The organism is Mycobacterium sp. pR1184, assembly GCF_041287235.1.
Lineage (GTDB): Bacteria > Actinomycetota > Actinomycetes > Mycobacteriales > Mycobacteriaceae > Mycobacterium.
Genome location: NZ_JBGGKR010000002.1, coordinates 286959 through 301459 on the forward strand (window position 1 = coordinate 286959; position 14501 = coordinate 301459).

At 66.2% G+C, this 14501-nt stretch carries 14 protein-coding genes; 8 read left to right on the forward strand and 6 right to left on the reverse strand.

The features are described 5' to 3' along the window. Nucleotides 1–2: 2 nt before the first annotated feature. Nucleotides 3–1097: an aldo/keto reductase gene (locus tag ACAG21_RS04565; RefSeq protein WP_370494805.1), complete on the reverse strand. Its 1095-nt coding sequence runs from the start codon at nt 1095–1097 to the stop codon at nt 3–5. 48 nt (nt 1098–1145) lie between these two features. On the opposite strand from ACAG21_RS04565, the gene ACAG21_RS04570 reads away from it, so the two are divergent. Beyond that, nucleotides 1146–1577, forward strand: coding sequence for a MarR family winged helix-turn-helix transcriptional regulator (locus ACAG21_RS04570; RefSeq protein ID WP_370494806.1), 432 nt, complete (start codon nt 1146–1148; stop codon nt 1575–1577). Nucleotides 1578–1602: 25 nt separating this feature from the next. Next, a complete protein-coding gene (gene purD, locus ACAG21_RS04575) occupies nt 1603–2871 on the forward strand; it encodes a phosphoribosylamine--glycine ligase (RefSeq protein WP_370494807.1) in 1269 nt (422 codons plus the stop codon). Here the strand turns inward: purD and ACAG21_RS04580 are convergent. Both ACAG21_RS04580 and ACAG21_RS04585 read right to left on the reverse strand, forming a co-directional pair. After that, complete coding sequence (locus ACAG21_RS04580) at nt 2868–4451, reverse strand: gamma-glutamyltransferase family protein (protein ID WP_370494808.1); 1584 nt, start codon at nt 4449–4451, stop codon at nt 2868–2870. The genes purD and ACAG21_RS04580 overlap by 4 nt on opposite strands. 19 nt (nt 4452–4470) lie before the next feature. After that, on the reverse strand, nt 4471–5385 hold the full coding sequence (locus ACAG21_RS04585; RefSeq protein ID WP_370495035.1) for an alpha/beta hydrolase-fold protein: 915 nt from the start codon (nt 5383–5385) through the stop codon (nt 4471–4473). Between the two features lie 73 nt (nt 5386–5458). Between ACAG21_RS04585 and ACAG21_RS04590 the strand changes: the two genes are divergently transcribed. Continuing rightward, nucleotides 5459–6076 carry a TetR/AcrR family transcriptional regulator gene (locus ACAG21_RS04590; RefSeq protein ID WP_036471656.1) on the forward strand — a complete coding sequence of 206 codons (618 nt, stop codon included), beginning with the start codon at nt 5459–5461 and terminating at the stop codon, nt 6074–6076. Nucleotides 6077–6080: 4 nt separating this feature from the next. Here ACAG21_RS04590 and ACAG21_RS04595 read toward each other — a convergent pair whose 3' ends face one another. Then, the gene (locus ACAG21_RS04595; RefSeq protein WP_370494809.1) at nt 6081–6827 is read right to left on the reverse strand and encodes a DUF429 domain-containing protein; all 747 of its coding nucleotides are present in this window, start codon (nt 6825–6827) and stop codon (nt 6081–6083) included. Between the two features lie 190 nt (nt 6828–7017). Here ACAG21_RS04595 and purB point away from each other — a divergent pair, with 190 nt between their 5' ends. Together purB and ACAG21_RS04605 are read left to right on the forward strand one after the other, a co-directional pair. Beyond that, entirely contained in the window at nt 7018–8436 is a 1419-nt protein-coding gene (purB, locus tag ACAG21_RS04600) for an adenylosuccinate lyase (RefSeq protein WP_370494810.1), read from the forward strand. After that, a complete protein-coding gene (locus ACAG21_RS04605) occupies nt 8433–9692 on the forward strand; it encodes a cytochrome P450 (RefSeq protein ID WP_370494811.1) in 1260 nt (419 codons plus the stop codon). The genes purB and ACAG21_RS04605 overlap by 4 nt, the downstream gene beginning before the upstream one ends. A 48-nt stretch (nt 9693–9740) precedes the next feature. Here ACAG21_RS04605 and ACAG21_RS04610 read toward each other — a convergent pair whose 3' ends face one another. Then, nucleotides 9741–10361 (reverse strand): hypothetical protein, encoded by a 621-nt coding sequence (locus tag ACAG21_RS04610; RefSeq protein ID WP_370494812.1) that lies wholly within the window; start codon nt 10359–10361, stop codon nt 9741–9743. Nucleotides 10362–10418: 57 nt separating this feature from the next. Between ACAG21_RS04610 and ACAG21_RS04615 the strand changes: the two genes are divergently transcribed. Further along, a complete protein-coding gene (locus tag ACAG21_RS04615; protein WP_370494813.1) occupies nt 10419–11312 on the forward strand; it encodes a phosphoribosylaminoimidazolesuccinocarboxamide synthase in 894 nt (297 codons plus the stop codon). Beyond that, entirely contained in the window at nt 11309–13459 is a 2151-nt protein-coding gene (locus ACAG21_RS04620) for a S9 family peptidase (protein ID WP_370494814.1), read from the forward strand. The genes ACAG21_RS04615 and ACAG21_RS04620 overlap by 4 nt, the downstream gene beginning before the upstream one ends. On the opposite strand, the gene ACAG21_RS04625 is transcribed toward ACAG21_RS04620, so the two are convergent. Continuing rightward, nucleotides 13388–13834, reverse strand: a complete 447-nt coding sequence (locus ACAG21_RS04625; protein ID WP_370494815.1) for a hypothetical protein — start codon at nt 13832–13834, stop codon at nt 13388–13390. The genes ACAG21_RS04620 and ACAG21_RS04625 overlap by 72 nt on opposite strands. A gap of 99 nt (nt 13835–13933) precedes the next feature. On the opposite strand from ACAG21_RS04625, the gene ACAG21_RS04630 reads away from it, so the two are divergent. After that, nucleotides 13934–14497, forward strand: a complete 564-nt coding sequence (locus ACAG21_RS04630; protein ID WP_370495036.1) for a TetR/AcrR family transcriptional regulator — start codon at nt 13934–13936, stop codon at nt 14495–14497. The last annotated feature ends 4 nt before the right edge of the window (nt 14498–14501 follow it).

Here is a 14501-nt window from a genome sequence, read left to right on the forward strand (position 1 = left end):
ACTCAGTACGGCTGACCACCTTCGGGCATCACGAATTCGGAGGGCGCTCCGTAGACACCGTTGACCGTGGTTCCGCCTTGGATGATGCCTGGCGCCATGTCCATCATGCCTTGCGGGAAACCGAGTCTCGGCTTGGTCAATTCGCTCAATCGAGTCAGTTCGTCATCGGTGAGGTTGACGTCGACGGCGCGGAGGTTGTCGTCGAGCTGCGAAAGTCTGCGTGCCCCAATGATGATCGACGAGACGGCGGGCTGTGCGCCCAGCCACGCCAGCGCGACGCTGGCAACGTTGGTCTCGTGTGCGCGGGCGATGGCCTCGAGTTCGTCGATCAGCGCGTAGGTCTTGTCGTTGAGGAATGCACCGACCATCGCACCGCGATCGGCATTGTGCTGTCCGGCGTTTCGCCGCGTGTACTTCCCGCTGAGCACGCCGCCCTTCAGCGGAGACCATGGCGTGATGCCCAGGCCGAATTCGCCGGCCATCGGGACCAGTTCCTGTTCGACGGTGCGTTCCAGCAGCGAGTACTCGATCTGCAGGCCGATGAACGTCGACCAGCCGCGGAAACGGGCGATCAGATTGGCCTCGACGATCTTCCACGCCGGGGTGTCCGAAACGCCGATGTAGCGAACCTTGCCGGCCGTCACGAGATCGTCGAGCGCCGCCATCGTCTCCTCGATAGGGGTGTTCTTGTCCCACATGTGTAGCCAGTACAGGTCGATGTAGTCGGTTTGCAGCCGCCGCAACGAGTTCTCGCAGGCGCTGATCAATGATTTGCGGCCCGCGCCGCCACCATTGGGGTCACCCGGGTACAGGTTGCCGCTGAACTTCGTCGCGATCACCAGGCGATCGCGCCGCGCTGCGTGGCGTCCGAGGTGGTCGCCGATGATTTTTTCGGAGTGGCTGCGGGTGTAGAAATTGGCCGTGTCGATGAAGTTGCCGCCGAGTTCGATGTAGCGATCGATGATCTGTTGCGACTCTTCCACGCTGGTGCCCCAGCCGAGGTCTTCGCCGAAGGTCATCGCGCCCAGACACAGGGGGCTGACGCGCAAGCCGGACCGTCCGAGTGTCACGTATTGATCCAGAGGCATGATGGCCACTCCTGGTAGATTGTTCGGATATGAGGTTGTTCATTACTAAACTAGTTCGTGGCTGAACGATCTGGCAAGTCGATGTCTGCGATTGATGCGGCCAAGATCTGGTCACTGAACTATCGGGTACTGCTCTCGGTCATATCGTGCGCCGAGGCCGACATCTGCGCGCTGGGGCTCGAGTCCAAGGAGCTGTTCCTGCTCGCCGAGATCGACGAGCATCCCTACCCGGCCGAGTTGGCCGCCACGCTGAGCATGCCCAAGGCAACGGTGACGTTGTACTTGAAGCGACTCGAGGCCGCCGGATTCGTGCGACGAGAGATCGACCCGGCGGATTTGCGCCGCCATCGGCTGCTGCTGACCCCGGCCGGGCGCCAAGCTGCCGCGAAAGGCTTGGCGCTGCTGTCCGCCGAGTTCAACAAGCGACTTGGACGCCTGACGGCAGCACAGCAAAAGGACCTCACGAACCTGCTCGAGAAGATCCTGTAACGCCGTGCCGCTAGTCTGACCTGTCGTGCGCGTTCTGGTGATCGGCTCCGGTGCCCGAGAACATGCCCTGCTGCTGGCTCTCAGTAGAGATCCGCAGGTCACGGGGCTGGCCATTGCTCCCGGCAACGCCGGCACCGGCAGGTTGGCCGAGCAGCACGACGTCGACGTCACCTCCGGCGCGGATGTCGTCGCGCTGGCCCGCGAGGTCGGTGCCGACCTTGTCGTCATCGGACCCGAGGTGCCATTGGTGCTCGGGGTCGCCGACGCTGTGCGCGCCGCCGGCATCGCGTGCTTCGGCCCCAGCAAGGCTGCGGCTCGTATCGAGGGATCGAAGGCGTTCGCCAAGGAGGTCATGGCGGCCGCCGGGGTGCGGACCGCATCGAGCGAAATCGTGGACAATCCGGCGCATTTGGATGCGGCCCTCGGTCGCTTCGGACCGCCCGTGGGTGACCCAGCCTGGGTGGTCAAGGACGATTCTCTGGCGGCCGGTAAGGGCGTGGTGGTCACGCCTGATCGCGACGTCGCCCGCGCCCATGGCGCGAGCTTGCTCGAGTCCGGTCATCCCGTGTTGCTGGAGTCCTTCCTCGACGGGCCCGAGGTTTCGCTGTTCTGTGTGGTCGACGGCGAGACGGTGGTGCCGCTGCTGCCTGCACAGGATTTCAAGCGGGTGGGCGACGGCGACGCGGGCCCGAACACCGGTGGCATGGGCGCTTACGCGCCGTTGCCGTGGCTGCCCGCCGATGTGTGCCGCGGCATCGTCAGCGGGATCGTCGAACCCGTTGCGGCCGAGATGGTTCGGCGTGGTTGCCCTTTCTCTGGATTGCTCTATGTCGGCCTCGCGATCACCGCCAAGGGGCCTGCGGTGGTCGAATTCAATTGCCGCTTCGGCGATCCGGAGACCCAGGCGGTGCTGGCCCTGCTGGAGTCACCACTCGGGCAGCTGCTGCATGCTGCCAGTACCGGCGCGCTGGCCGACTTCGGCGAGTTGCGCTGGAAAGACGGTGCGGCCGTGACCGTGGTGCTGGCTGCCGAGAACTATCCCGGACGCCCGCGAGTCGGCGACGTCATCGCCGGATCCGAAGCCGACGGTGTGCTCCATGCCGGGACAGCGCGGCGCGACGACGGGGCGATCGTCTCGTCGGGCGGACGGGTGCTGTCGGTGGTCGGCACCGGCGCCGACCTTACCGGTGCGCGCGCGGCAGCTTACCGGATCCTGGACTCAATTCGGTTGCCGGGCAGCCATTTCCGGACCGATATCGGGTTGTCGGCGCAAGAGGGCAAAATCCACGTCTAGAACGCGGTGGCTTGCCCGTCCCGACGTGGGTCGCTGGCCGCGAGATACCCGTCGTCGAGGCGCCAGATCGCCTGGCAGCTGCCGAAGGCGTTGTAGTCGTCGACGGTGAGCAGGTCATGCCCGCGCCGACGCAACTCGTCGAGTGCCGCCGGCGGGAAGGCCGGCTCGCAGGCCACCTGCATGCCCTGTAACCAGCGAAACCGCGGGCCGTCGCAGGCCGCTTGCGGATTCTGGCCGTAGTCGGCGATGCGGACCAACACCTGCACGTGGCCCTGGGGTTGCATCGGACCGCCCATGACCCCGAAGCTCATCACGGGCGCGCCGTCCTTGGTGACAAAACCCGGAATGATCGTCTGGTAGGGCCGCTTGTTCGGCCCGACCTGGTTCGGATGTCCTTGATCCGCAACGAAACCCGCTCCGCGGTTCTGCAATGAGATGCCGGTGCCCCTCACCACCACGCCGGAGCCGAACCCCATGTAGTTCGACTGGATCATCGACACCATCATTCCCGATGCGTCGGCCGCGGTGAGATAGACGGTGCCCCCCGCCGGGGCGCCGGCCGATGCGGGCTGGGCCAGATTGCGGTCGATCAGCGCGGCCCGCTGCTTCAGGTATTCGGAGTCCAGCAGGTCTTCGGGGCGCACCGCCATGTGGTCGATGTCGGAGACGTAGGCCTGCGCGTCGGCGAAGGCCAGCTTGAGCGCTTCGATCTGCAGGTGCAGGCTGTCGGCGGAATCGACCGGCAGCGAGGACATTTCGAATTGCGCGAGGATTCCGAGCGCAATCAACGCGACGATGCCCTGGCCGTTGGGCGGGATCTCGTGGACGGTGTAGCCGCGATAGGTACCCGAAATCGTGCCCACCCAATCGGCGCGGTGGGCGGCGAGGTCGCTGGCGCGCAACACGCCGCCGTTCGCCGTCGCGTGCGCTTCGAGTTGGGCCGCCAGTTCGCCGCGGTAAAAGGCCGCGCCGTTGGTCGCGGCGATCTTTTCCAGTGTTGCTGCGTGCTCGGGAAGGCGAACGCGCTCACCGGGTTTCGGTGCCCGCCCGTCGGGCAGGAACGCCTCGGCGAAACCCGGCTGTGATTCGAACGTCGGGACCTGGGCAGCCCATTGCTGCGCGATCGTCGGTGACACTGCGAAGCCGTTGCGGCCGTAGGAGATCGCCGGCTCGAAGAGGCGCTCGAACGGGAGTTTGCCGAACTTGGCATGCAACTCGACCCAGGCCGACACCGCTCCCGGCACGGTCACCGAATTCCAGCCCAGCGCGGGAACACCGTTGCCGCCGAAGTACTCCGGCGTCCACGCGGCCGGCGAGCGGCCGGATGCGTTCAGCCCGTGTAACTGCTTGCCGTCCCAGACGATGGCGTAGGCGTCTGAGCCGATGCCGTTGGAGACCGGCTCCACCACGGTCAGTGTGATCGCGGTGGCAACGGCCGCGTCAACTGCACTGCCGCCCTCGGCAAGCATCCGAAGACCGGCTTGGGCGGCGAGCGGTTGCGACGTGCACACGACGTTCGACCCCAGAACGGGCTTGCGCGGCCAGGCGTAGGGGAGGTTCCAGTCGAATGGCGTGCTCACGTCCGCGAGGGTAGCGCGACTAGGCCGTCAGCAGCGGTGCCATCCAGGTCAATTCGGCCGGCAGCTGTGAACTCCAGAACGCGGGGTTGTGCCCGCCGGGCGAGAAACCACCTGCGGGCGGGTGGGGCAACTGCGCGATGAACTGCTTGGTCGCGTCGTAGAAGGGATCGCTGTCGCCGCAGTCGATCCGGATCGGAATGGACGCCAGCGACGGCATTCCGAACACCGAATTCGCCGCGAAGTCGTCGGGACCGTCGAAAGCGCCGGGTGCGGCGGCGCCGGATGACATCCACAGCGCCGGGCTCACCGCGCAGATCGCCGCGGTGCGCGCCGGTCCAAGCCGGCCGCCGAGCAGCAGCGCGCCGTAGCCGCCCATCGACCAGCCCAGGAATGCCACCCGCGAGGTGTCCAGCCGCTGGCTGTCCAGCATCGGAATCAGCTCGTTCAGCACCATCGCACCGGAGTCTTCGCCCGAGGACCGCTTGTGCCAGTAGCCGCCGCCGCCGTCGACGGCGACGACCGCGAACGGCGGCAGTCCCGCGTTGACGGCCTGAGCCAGACCCTGCTCGACACCGCCGGCCATTACCGTGGCCGCGTCGCTGCCCTTGCCGTGCAGGGCGATGACCGGACGCAGGGCCTTGGTCTGTCCCGGGGGCCGGGCGATCGCCCAGTTTGTCGATATCCCGCCACGCGCCGCGGAGGTGAAGGCACCCGTTGTCATCGTCGGCGCGGGGTCCCCGGGAGGAGCCGGTTCCAGCGGCGCGGTCGACGGCGCCAACGGAGCCTGCGTGCTCGCGCTCGAAACCGGGATGCTGCGAGTTGTTCTGGTGTGTAATAGGTTGTCGAGCGCAAACGCGCCCGCTGCTCCTATAGCCGCGCTGGCACCAAGACTGAGCACCGCGCGACGGCTCAAGTCGGGCATGCGGGCCATCATGCCATGCCGGTCTGGCGGGCCGTTTAGCGGAAATGGCAATGCAGTACCACTTTGACTGGCACGATGGCTACTCGTGACTGCAGCGGTTACTCCGAAAGGAGAACGTCGACGGTATGCGCTAGTGAGCGCTGCCGCCGAGCTGCTTGCCGAAGGCGGGTTCGAAGCGGTGCGGCACCGCGCGGTCGCACAGCGCGCCGGTCTGCCCCTGGCGTCCACCACTTATTACTTCTCGTCCCTGGACGATTTGATCGCGCGCGCGGTCGAACACATCGCGATGATCGAGGTGGCGCAGCTGCGAGCGCGGGTCAACGCGCTGTCCCGCCGGCGCCGCGGGCCCGAGACCACCGCCGAAGTACTGGTCGACCTATTGGTGGGCGACCTCTCCGATCAGACCCTCGTCGAGCAGCTGATCTCGCGATACGAGCGCAACATCGCCTGCACTCGGCTGACCGCGCTGCGCGAAACCATGCGCCGCAGCCTGCGTCAGCGTGCCGACGCCGTCGCCGAGGCGATCGAAAGATCCGGTCGAGCCGTGCGTATCGAGCTGATCTGCACTTTGATCTGCGCGGTCGACGGCTCGGTGGTCTCCGCGCTGGTCGAAGGGCGCGATCCGCGCACCGCGGCAATGGGAACGGTGATCGACATCATCGACGTCCTGGCACCCATCGACGAGCGCCCGGTGCGGATCTGATCCCTCACCGACCGGTGAGCTCCGGCGGTAGCGACGGCGTAACGATGTACCCGCTGGCCAAGTCCCCGTAAATCGTGATGCGGGCCGGACAGCGCTGCGCGTACAGCGCCACATAGGCGCAGACCACGGCGTCGACCGGGTCTTCGGCGCGACGCAGCTCGCTCTTGCGCTGCGCGCCGGTCACCTGCTCGCGCAGCGCGACCCAGTCGCGGTGGTCGGCGACGCGCATCGGCACGTCGGTGTCGGCAAGCCGCTCGACCCCGTCCATCAGCAATAGCAACTCGGATCGGAGCCGCTCGAGGGTGCGGCCCGGCTTGGCCTTGTATTTCAGGGTCCGCTCGAGCCGGAACAGCGCCACGGTCGCGGCATGCGGGTACACCTCGAGCGCGCGCCGCATCGTGGTGGAGCGTGGATCCATGTCGAGGCTCAGCGCCTCGGCCAGCCGCGCCGCGCGGGGCCCATTGGCGAACTCGGGTTTTCCGGTGTTGGCCGGGTGTGCGCCCGCCTCGAATCTGCGGAAGTCGCGGTTGAGCGCCGTCTCGGCCGGGCGCTGACCAGTGCGGTTGTTCACCACGAGGGGCGCGTCGAAGCCGACCGAGCAATCGCCCCACACGTACGGGCGCAATGCCGCCAGGATTTCGTCGTCGTCGCGGACCGCGCCAGCGCTGACCAGACAACCGTCGGAGTCGACGACGGCGACACCGGTGGGATTGCGGATGCCCCACGCGAGGTCGACGCCGAGGAAATGCATCGGGACAGGTTATGCCGTCAGCGCTCGTCGCATCGGTGTCTTGTCGAAGCGACGTCCCCTGTGCCCGCCTCCGAGCGACAACGTGGAGATTCGTCAGGGTGACGATCAAATTGTCGCTCGGAGGCGGGCACTTTGGGTCCTGCCGAAGCGAAGAACCATGCCGGCTGGGCCGACCGTAAGCTGTGTGCTTGTGAGCATTCCGAATGTGCTGGCCGCCCGGTACGCCAGCGCCGAGATGGTCGGGATCTGGTCGCCGGAGGCCAAGGTCGTCGCGGAGCGGCGGCTGTGGCTGGCCGTGTTGCGGGCTCAGTCCGAACTCGGTGTTCCCGTGCCCGCCGAGGCGGTCGCCGACTACGAGCGAGTGCTCGAGGATGTGGACCTGGCGTCGATCGCGGCCCGCGAACGCGTGCTGCGCCACGACGTCAAGGCCCGCATCGAGGAATTCAACGCGCTGGCCGGTCACGAGCATCTGCACAAGGGGATGACCAGTCGCGATCTGACCGAGAATGTCGAGCAGCTGCAGATCCGGCGGTCCCTGGAGCTGGTTTTCTCCCATGGGGTGGCGGTGGTCGCGCGGCTCGCCGAGCGGGCGGTGCTGTATCGCGACCTGGTGATGGCGGGGCGCAGCCATAACGTCGCCGCGCAGGCCACCACGCTGGGCAAGCGGTTCGCATCCGCGGCTCAGGAGACGCTGGTGGCATTGACCAGACTTCGCGAGTTGATCGACCGTTACCCGCTGCGCGGGATCAAGGGGCCGATGGGTACCTCGCAGGACATGCTCGACCTGCTCGACGGCGATCCGGTCAAGCTGAGCGAGCTCGAACGGCGTATTGCTGAATTCCTGGGTTTCGCAACGGTTTTGACTAGCGTCGGGCAGGTGTATCCGCGTTCGCTGGACCACGACGTGCTCTCCGCGCTGGTGCAGTTGGGTGCCGGACCGTCATCGATGGCCCACACCATCCGGCTGATGGCGGGGCACGAACTCGTGACCGAAGGGTTCGCGGAGGGTCAGGTGGGTTCCTCGGCGATGCCGCACAAGATGAACACCCGTAGCTGTGAACGGGTCAACGGACTGCAGGTGGTGCTGCGCGGGTATGCCTCGATGGCCGCCGAGCTGGCCGGCGCGCAGTGGAACGAGGGCGACGTCTTCTGCTCGGTGGTACGCCGAGTTGCCTTGCCGGACAGCTTCTTTGCTATCGACGGCCAAATCGAGACATTCTTGACGGTGCTCGACGAATTCGGCGCCTACCCCGCCGTGATCGAGCGGGAGCTGGACCGCTATTTGCCGTTCCTGGCCACCACCAAGGTGCTGATCGCAGCGGTACGGGCCGGCATGGGGCGTGAGGCCGCGCACCACGTGATCCGCGAGCACGCGGTGGCAACGGCATTGGCGATGCGGGAACGCGGCGCCGAGCCCGATCTGCTGGACCGGTTGGCCGCCGACGAGCGACTGCCGCTGGATCGCGCGGCGCTCGACGCGGCGCTGGCGGACAAGAAAGCCTTCACCGGCGCCGCCGCAGATCAGGTCGACGAGGTTGCCGCGATGGTCGATTCGCTGGTGGGTCGATATCCGGACGCCGCCAAATATGCTCCGGGTGCAATCCTGTGACCCTCGCCGGCGCGCTCTCCGGGATCGACTTCACCGATCTGGATAATTTCGCCCACGGTTTCCCGCACGAGTTGTTCGCCGTGCACCGTCGCGAGGCGCCGGTCTATTGGCATGAGCCGACCGACAACACCCCGGACGGCGAGGGCTTTTGGTCCGTTGCGACGTACTCGGAAACCCTTGCTGTGCTGAAGGACCCGGTGATCTACTCATCGGTGACCGGCGGGACTCGGCCGTTCGGCGGCACGCTGTTGCAGGACCTGTCCATCGCGGGCCAGGTGCTCAACATGATGGATGACCCACGGCATTCGCAGATCCGGCGGCTGGTCAGCTCCGGGCTGACGCCGCGGATGATCCGCCGCGTCGAAGATGATCTGCGGGCCCGGGCCCGACGGCTGCTGGACGATGTGGTGCCCGGCGAACCGTTCGACTTCCTCGTCGACATCGCGGCCGAACTCCCGATGCAGATGATCTGCATCCTGCTGGGAGTGCCTGAATCCGAACGACATTGGCTGTTCGAGGCAATCGAGCCGCAGTTCGACTTCGGCGGCTCGCGCAAGGCTTCGCTTTCGCAGTTGTCCGCCTCCGAAAGAGACGCCGAAGCCGGGTCGCGGATGTACAACTACGGCCAGGAGCTGATCGCCGCGAAGCGCGCCAAACCGACCGACGACATGCTCTCGGTAGTCGCCAACGCAACGGTCGACGAGGTGGACGGTCCGGTCCCGTCCGATCTCGAGGTGTACCTGTTCTTCAGCCTGCTCTTCAGCGCCGGCGCGGAGACGACCCGCAACGCGGTGGCGGGCGGGCTGCTCTGGCTGGCCGAGCATCCGGACCAATTGCGGGCGCTGCGCGCGGATTTCGGCCTGTTGCCGACGGCGGTCGAGGAGATGGTGCGCTGGACATCACCGTCCCCGTCCAAGCGGCGCACTGCGACCCGCGATGTCGTCCTCGGCGGTCAGTCGATCGAAGCGGGACAGAAGGTACAGATCTGGGAGGGTTCGGCGAATCGCGACGCCATGGTCTTCGACCACGCAGACGAGTTCGATATCGCCCGAAAACCCAATCCGCACCTGGGCTTCGGTCAAGGCGTGCATTACTGTCTGGGAGCCAATCTGGCGCGCCTGGAGTTGCGCGTGTTGTACGAAGAGCTGCTGTCGCGTTTCGGCGCCGTGCGAGTGGTGGCGCCCGTCGAATGGACCCGAAGCAACCGCCACACCGGCATCCGGCACTTGGTTGTGGAACTACTCGAGGAATCGTGAGGTTCCGGCTCGCCGACGTCGAGCCGTCACCCGATCTATTCACCGCAGCTAGTGCCCGCGAATCGTGATCCCCGCCGAGCGCAGTTCGAGTGCGGCCAGCGCGCGAATTGTGAATGGATCCTGGTGACGCCAGCCGCCGACGGGATCCGCACTGACGGCGGCCAATTTCGCCGGCGAACGATTGGTCAGCGCCCGCAGTGCCAGCAACTCCTCACCGGCCGGGGTCGCCGCCAGGGCCGTCACGGTCAATTTGCGCCGGAAGAACCGCAGCCGCAGGTAAAGCCACGGCACGGCCGCGATGAGGACGGGGGGAGCGATCACCGCCAGTGCCAGCAGCACCGCCAGCCAGCCGGCCGTGGTGTCCAGGTCGTGGACGGCGTTGGCGATGTCGAGGGCGGCCTGGCTCGCCGAGGTGAGCGGCTTGCTGACGTTGTCGCCGACGACCGGAATGTGTTGTGCACCATGCCCCGCGGAGGCCAGGTTCCCCGCGATGCTGTGGGTGCCGTCCTCGACTTGACGGCCGGCGTCGGCGATCGTCGAGATGGCGTCGTAGACGGCGGTGCCGATGAGCAACCAGATCGCCGTCCACACGACGATGACCGCGTCGCTGAACAGCTGGGCCAGCAATCGGCCGGGCGTGGTGGCGTAGGGCAGAAAGCGCGATCTCATAACCTCGATCCCAGCACAGCTCCGGGGCCGGGGTGGGCTTCCCGATAGGCTGGCCCGATGCGCCCTGCACTGTCCGACTACCAGCATCTGGCCAGCGGCAAGGTCCGCGAGCTGTATCGCGTCGACGAAGAGCACCTGTTGCTGGTCGCCAGCGACCGCATCTCGGCGTACGACTTCGTCCTGGACAGCACGATTCCGGACAAGGGCCGCATCCTGACCGCGATGAGTGTGTTCTTCTTCGGCCTCGTCGAGGCACCCAACCACTTGGCCGGACCGCCCGACGACCCGCGCATTCCGGACGAGGTGCTGGGCCGTGCGCTGGTGGTGCGCCAGCTCGAGATGATGCCGGTCGAATGTGTGGCCCGCGGGTATCTCACCGGCTCGGGACTGCTGGACTATCAGGCGACCGGCAAGGTCTGCGGCATCGCGCTGCCGCCTGGGCTGGTGGAGGCCAGCAAGTTCAGCCAGCCGCTGTTCACCCCGGCGACCAAAGCCGCGCTGGGCGATCACGACGAGAACATCACCTTTGACCGGGTGATCGAGATGGTGGGTGCGGTACGTGCCAACCAACTACGTGACCGCACGTTGCAGATCTATGTGCAGGCCGCCGATCATGCATTGACGAGGGGAATCATCATCGCCGACACCAAGTTCGAATTCGGCACCGACCGGGACGGCAACCTGCTGCTGGCCGACGAGATCTTCACCCCGGACTCGTCGCGGTACTGGCCTGCCGAGGATTACCGCGTCGGGGTGGTTCAGACCAGTTTCGACAAGCAGTTCGTCCGCAATTGGCTCACCAGCCCCGCGTCCGGCTGGGACCGGCACGGCACGGAACCGCCACCGCCGCTGCCGGATGACATCATCGCCGCCACACGCGACCGTTATGTCAATGCCTACGAACGGATTTCCGGCTTGAGCTTCGGCGACTGGATCGGACCGGCCGCATGACTGCGGCCGGCACCCCACCTGTCGCGAAACGGATCGACACCACACGCGAGCACCACGGCGATGTGTTCGTCGACCCCTACGAGTGGCTGCGCGAGAAGTCGAATCCCGAAGTCATTTCTTATCTCGAGGCCGAGAACGACTACGTCGACCAGGCCCTTGCCCACCTGGAGCCGCTGCGGCAGAAGATCTTCGACGAGATCAAGGCGCGGACCAAGGAAACCGACTTGTCGGTGCCGACCAGGCAGGGTGACTGGTGGTACTACTCGCGCACCTTCGAGGGAAAGCAGTATCGCGTCCAATGTCGTTGTCCGGTATCAGACCCCGACGACTGGGACCCGCCGGTTCTGGATGAGAACACCGAAATACCAGGCGAGCAGGTACTGCTTGATTCAAATGAAGAGGCCGACGGGCACGACTTCTTCGCCCTGGGTGCCGCACTGGTCAGCCTGGACGCCAATCTGCTCGCTTATTCCGTCGACGTCATCGGGGACGAACGGTACACGCTGCGGTTCAAGGACTTACGGACCGGCGAGAAGTATCCGGACGAAATCGCCGACATCGCGGGCGGAGTGACCTGGGCGGCCGACAACCGCACCGTGTACTACCTGACCCTGGACGACGCCCACCGCCCGGACAAGGTGTGGCGGTATCGGCTTGGCTCGGGGGAGCCCTCGGAACTGGTGTATCACGAAGCAGACGAGCGGTTTTGGCTTGGGGCGGGACTGAGCCGAAGCGAGGCGTACGTGTTCATCGCCTCGGGTTCATCGATCACATCCGAGGTGCGCTACGCCGATGCCGCGGACCCGCAGGCGGAGTTCACCGTCGTGCTGCCGCGCCGTGAAGGTGTCGAATACTCGGTGGAGCATGCGGTGGTCGGGGGCCAGGATCGCTTCCTGATCCTGCACAATGACGGCGCGGTGAACTTCACGCTCACCGAGGCCCCGGTCAGCGATCCGACGCAACAGCGCACCCTGGTTGCGCACCGCGACGACGTTCGGCTCGAAGCCGCGGACGCCTTTGCCGGTCACCTGGTGGTCAGTTACCGGCGTGCGGCATTGCCACGAATCCAGTTGTGGCCCATCGGTTCTGATGGCGAATACGGCGAACCCGAGGAGATCGCCTTCGATTCTGAGCTGATGTCGTCGGGCCTGGGCGGCAATCCGAACTGGGTTTCGCCCAAGCTGCGAATCAGGGCGGGGTCCCTCGTCACGCCACTGCGGGTCTACGACATCGACCTGGGTACCGGCGAGCGCACCTTGTTGCGTGAGCAACCCGTACTCGGTGACTACCAGCCGAGCGACTACGTCGAGCGGCGGGACTGGGCGGTCGCCTCCGACGGCACCCGCATCCCGGTTTCGATCGTGCACCGCGCCGGCCTTGAATTCCCGGCGCCCACCCTTATCTACGGATATGGCGCCTACGAGATATGCACGGATCCAACCTTTTCCATCGCGCGATTGTCGCTGCTGGACCGGGGCATGGTGTTCGTCATCGCCCACGTCCGCGGCGGGGGAGAGATGGGCCGGTTGTGGTACGAGCACGGAAAGCTGCTGGAGAAGAAGAACACCTTCACCGACTTCGTGGCGGCCGCACAGCATTTGGTGGATTCGGGAGTCACGCGCCCGCAGCAGCTGGTGGCCTTGGGCGGCAGTGCGGGTGGGCTGCTGATGGGAGCGGTGGCCAACCTGGCGCCGGATCTGTTCGCCGGGATCCTCGCGCAGGTCCCGTTCGTCGACCCGCTGACCACGATCCTGGATCCTTCGCTGCCGCTCACCGTCACCGAGTGGGACGAATGGGGAAATCCCTTGAGCGACAGCGAAGTTTACGCGTACATGAAGTCTTACTCGCCCTATGAGAATGTCGAGACGAAGAAGTATCCCGCCATTTTGGCGATGACCTCGCTGAACGACACCAGGGTCTACTACGTGGAGCCGGCCAAATGGGTTGCGGCGCTGCGTCATGCCAATGCCGACGGCAACCCGGTGCTGCTCAAGACGCAGATGGCGGCGGGTCACGGCGGCGTCAGTGGTCGCTACCGGGGCTGGCAGGAGACCGCATTTCAATACGCGTGGCTGCTAGCTGCTGCCGACGGCGACCGCTACGGCGGCGGCGAGGAAGACGATCTCGGTGGCGATGCGCACGGGTAGCCGAGTCGTCATCGACTCGGGCGGATTGGGCATCCGGGACGCGTAGATGTTGGCCGGGAACATGGCCAGCATCAGCAGCAGGAGGCACAGTGCCGCCGCCGCCCGGGTGGTGGGAAGCAGCAGTCCCGCCGCGCCCAGCAACTCCAGCACACCGGTGACGGTGACGAGCAGGCCGGGCGCGGGCAGCCGCGGCGGCACGATCGCGATCAGGTCGCGGCGCAGCGGCGGCGCGAAATGGGCGATTCCGGTCAGAACAAACATCGCGGCCAGTCCGACGGCGATGGCCGCGGTCCACCCGGCGAGGTAATCGACACCGAGCAAGCCGGTGATCCAGGCGGTGACGCCGCCCAACAGCAGAGTGATCAGGGGAGCCATCCCACCATCCAATCTAGACACCGACAAGATCGATGATTCAAGCTAGGCCGATATCTAGTCACTGTCAAGATGGCTCGGTATGCTGGCCCCATGGCTGCTATGGACCGTCCGACTTACCACCACGGTGACCTGCGCGCGGTGATCCTCAGCGAGGCAGCGCGCCTGGTGGCCGAGCGTGGCGCAGCCGGAGTGTCGTTGCGCGAGCTGGCCCGCGGCGCGGGTGTGTCACATGCCGCACCGGCCCACCACTTCGTCGATCGCCGTGGGCTGTTCACCGCGCTGGCCGCGCAGGGGTTTCGGCTGCTGGCCGAGGCGTTGACCGCTGCGCGGGGTCACTTCGCCGATGCGGCGTTGGCCTATGTGCGGTTCGCGATCGACCATCCCGGCCACTATCAGGTGATGTTCAACAAGTCGCTGCTGGACGTCGCGGACACCGAACTTGCCGCCGCGGAGGCCGCTGCGGCCGGCGAGCTGTCGCGCGGTGTGGCAACACTGCGCGACGCCCACGCGCAGGCTGACCCCGCGGGTGCCCAGTTGGCGGCATGGTCACTGGTGCATGGGTTTTCGACGCTTTGGCTCAACGATGCGGTCAATGCTCAGGTCAAGCAGGCCGACCCAATGGAGACCGTGCTGCGGATCGCGACGATGCTGTTCGAGGGTTGAGCGG

Bases quoted from the DNA above. Each gene is read 5' to 3' on its own strand.
- ACAG21_RS04585 (WP_370495035.1), bottom strand. From the start codon at position 5,385: ATGATGGCCCGCATGCCCGACTTGAGCCGTCGCGCGGTGCTCAGTCTT.
- ACAG21_RS04595 (WP_370494809.1), bottom strand. From the start codon at position 6,827: ATGCATTTCCTCGGCGTCGACCTCGCGTGGGGCATCCGCAATCCCACC.
- ACAG21_RS04610 (WP_370494812.1), bottom strand. From the start codon at position 10,361: ATGAGATCGCGCTTTCTGCCCTACGCCACCACGCCCGGCCGATTGCTG.
- ACAG21_RS04615 (WP_370494813.1), top strand. From the start codon at position 10,419: ATGCGCCCTGCACTGTCCGACTACCAGCATCTGGCCAGCGGCAAGGTC.
- ACAG21_RS04620 (WP_370494814.1), top strand. From the start codon at position 11,309: ATGACTGCGGCCGGCACCCCACCTGTCGCGAAACGGATCGACACCACA.
- ACAG21_RS04625 (WP_370494815.1), bottom strand. From the start codon at position 13,834: ATGGCTCCCCTGATCACTCTGCTGTTGGGCGGCGTCACCGCCTGGATC.
- ACAG21_RS04630 (WP_370495036.1), top strand. From the start codon at position 13,934: ATGGACCGTCCGACTTACCACCACGGTGACCTGCGCGCGGTGATCCTC.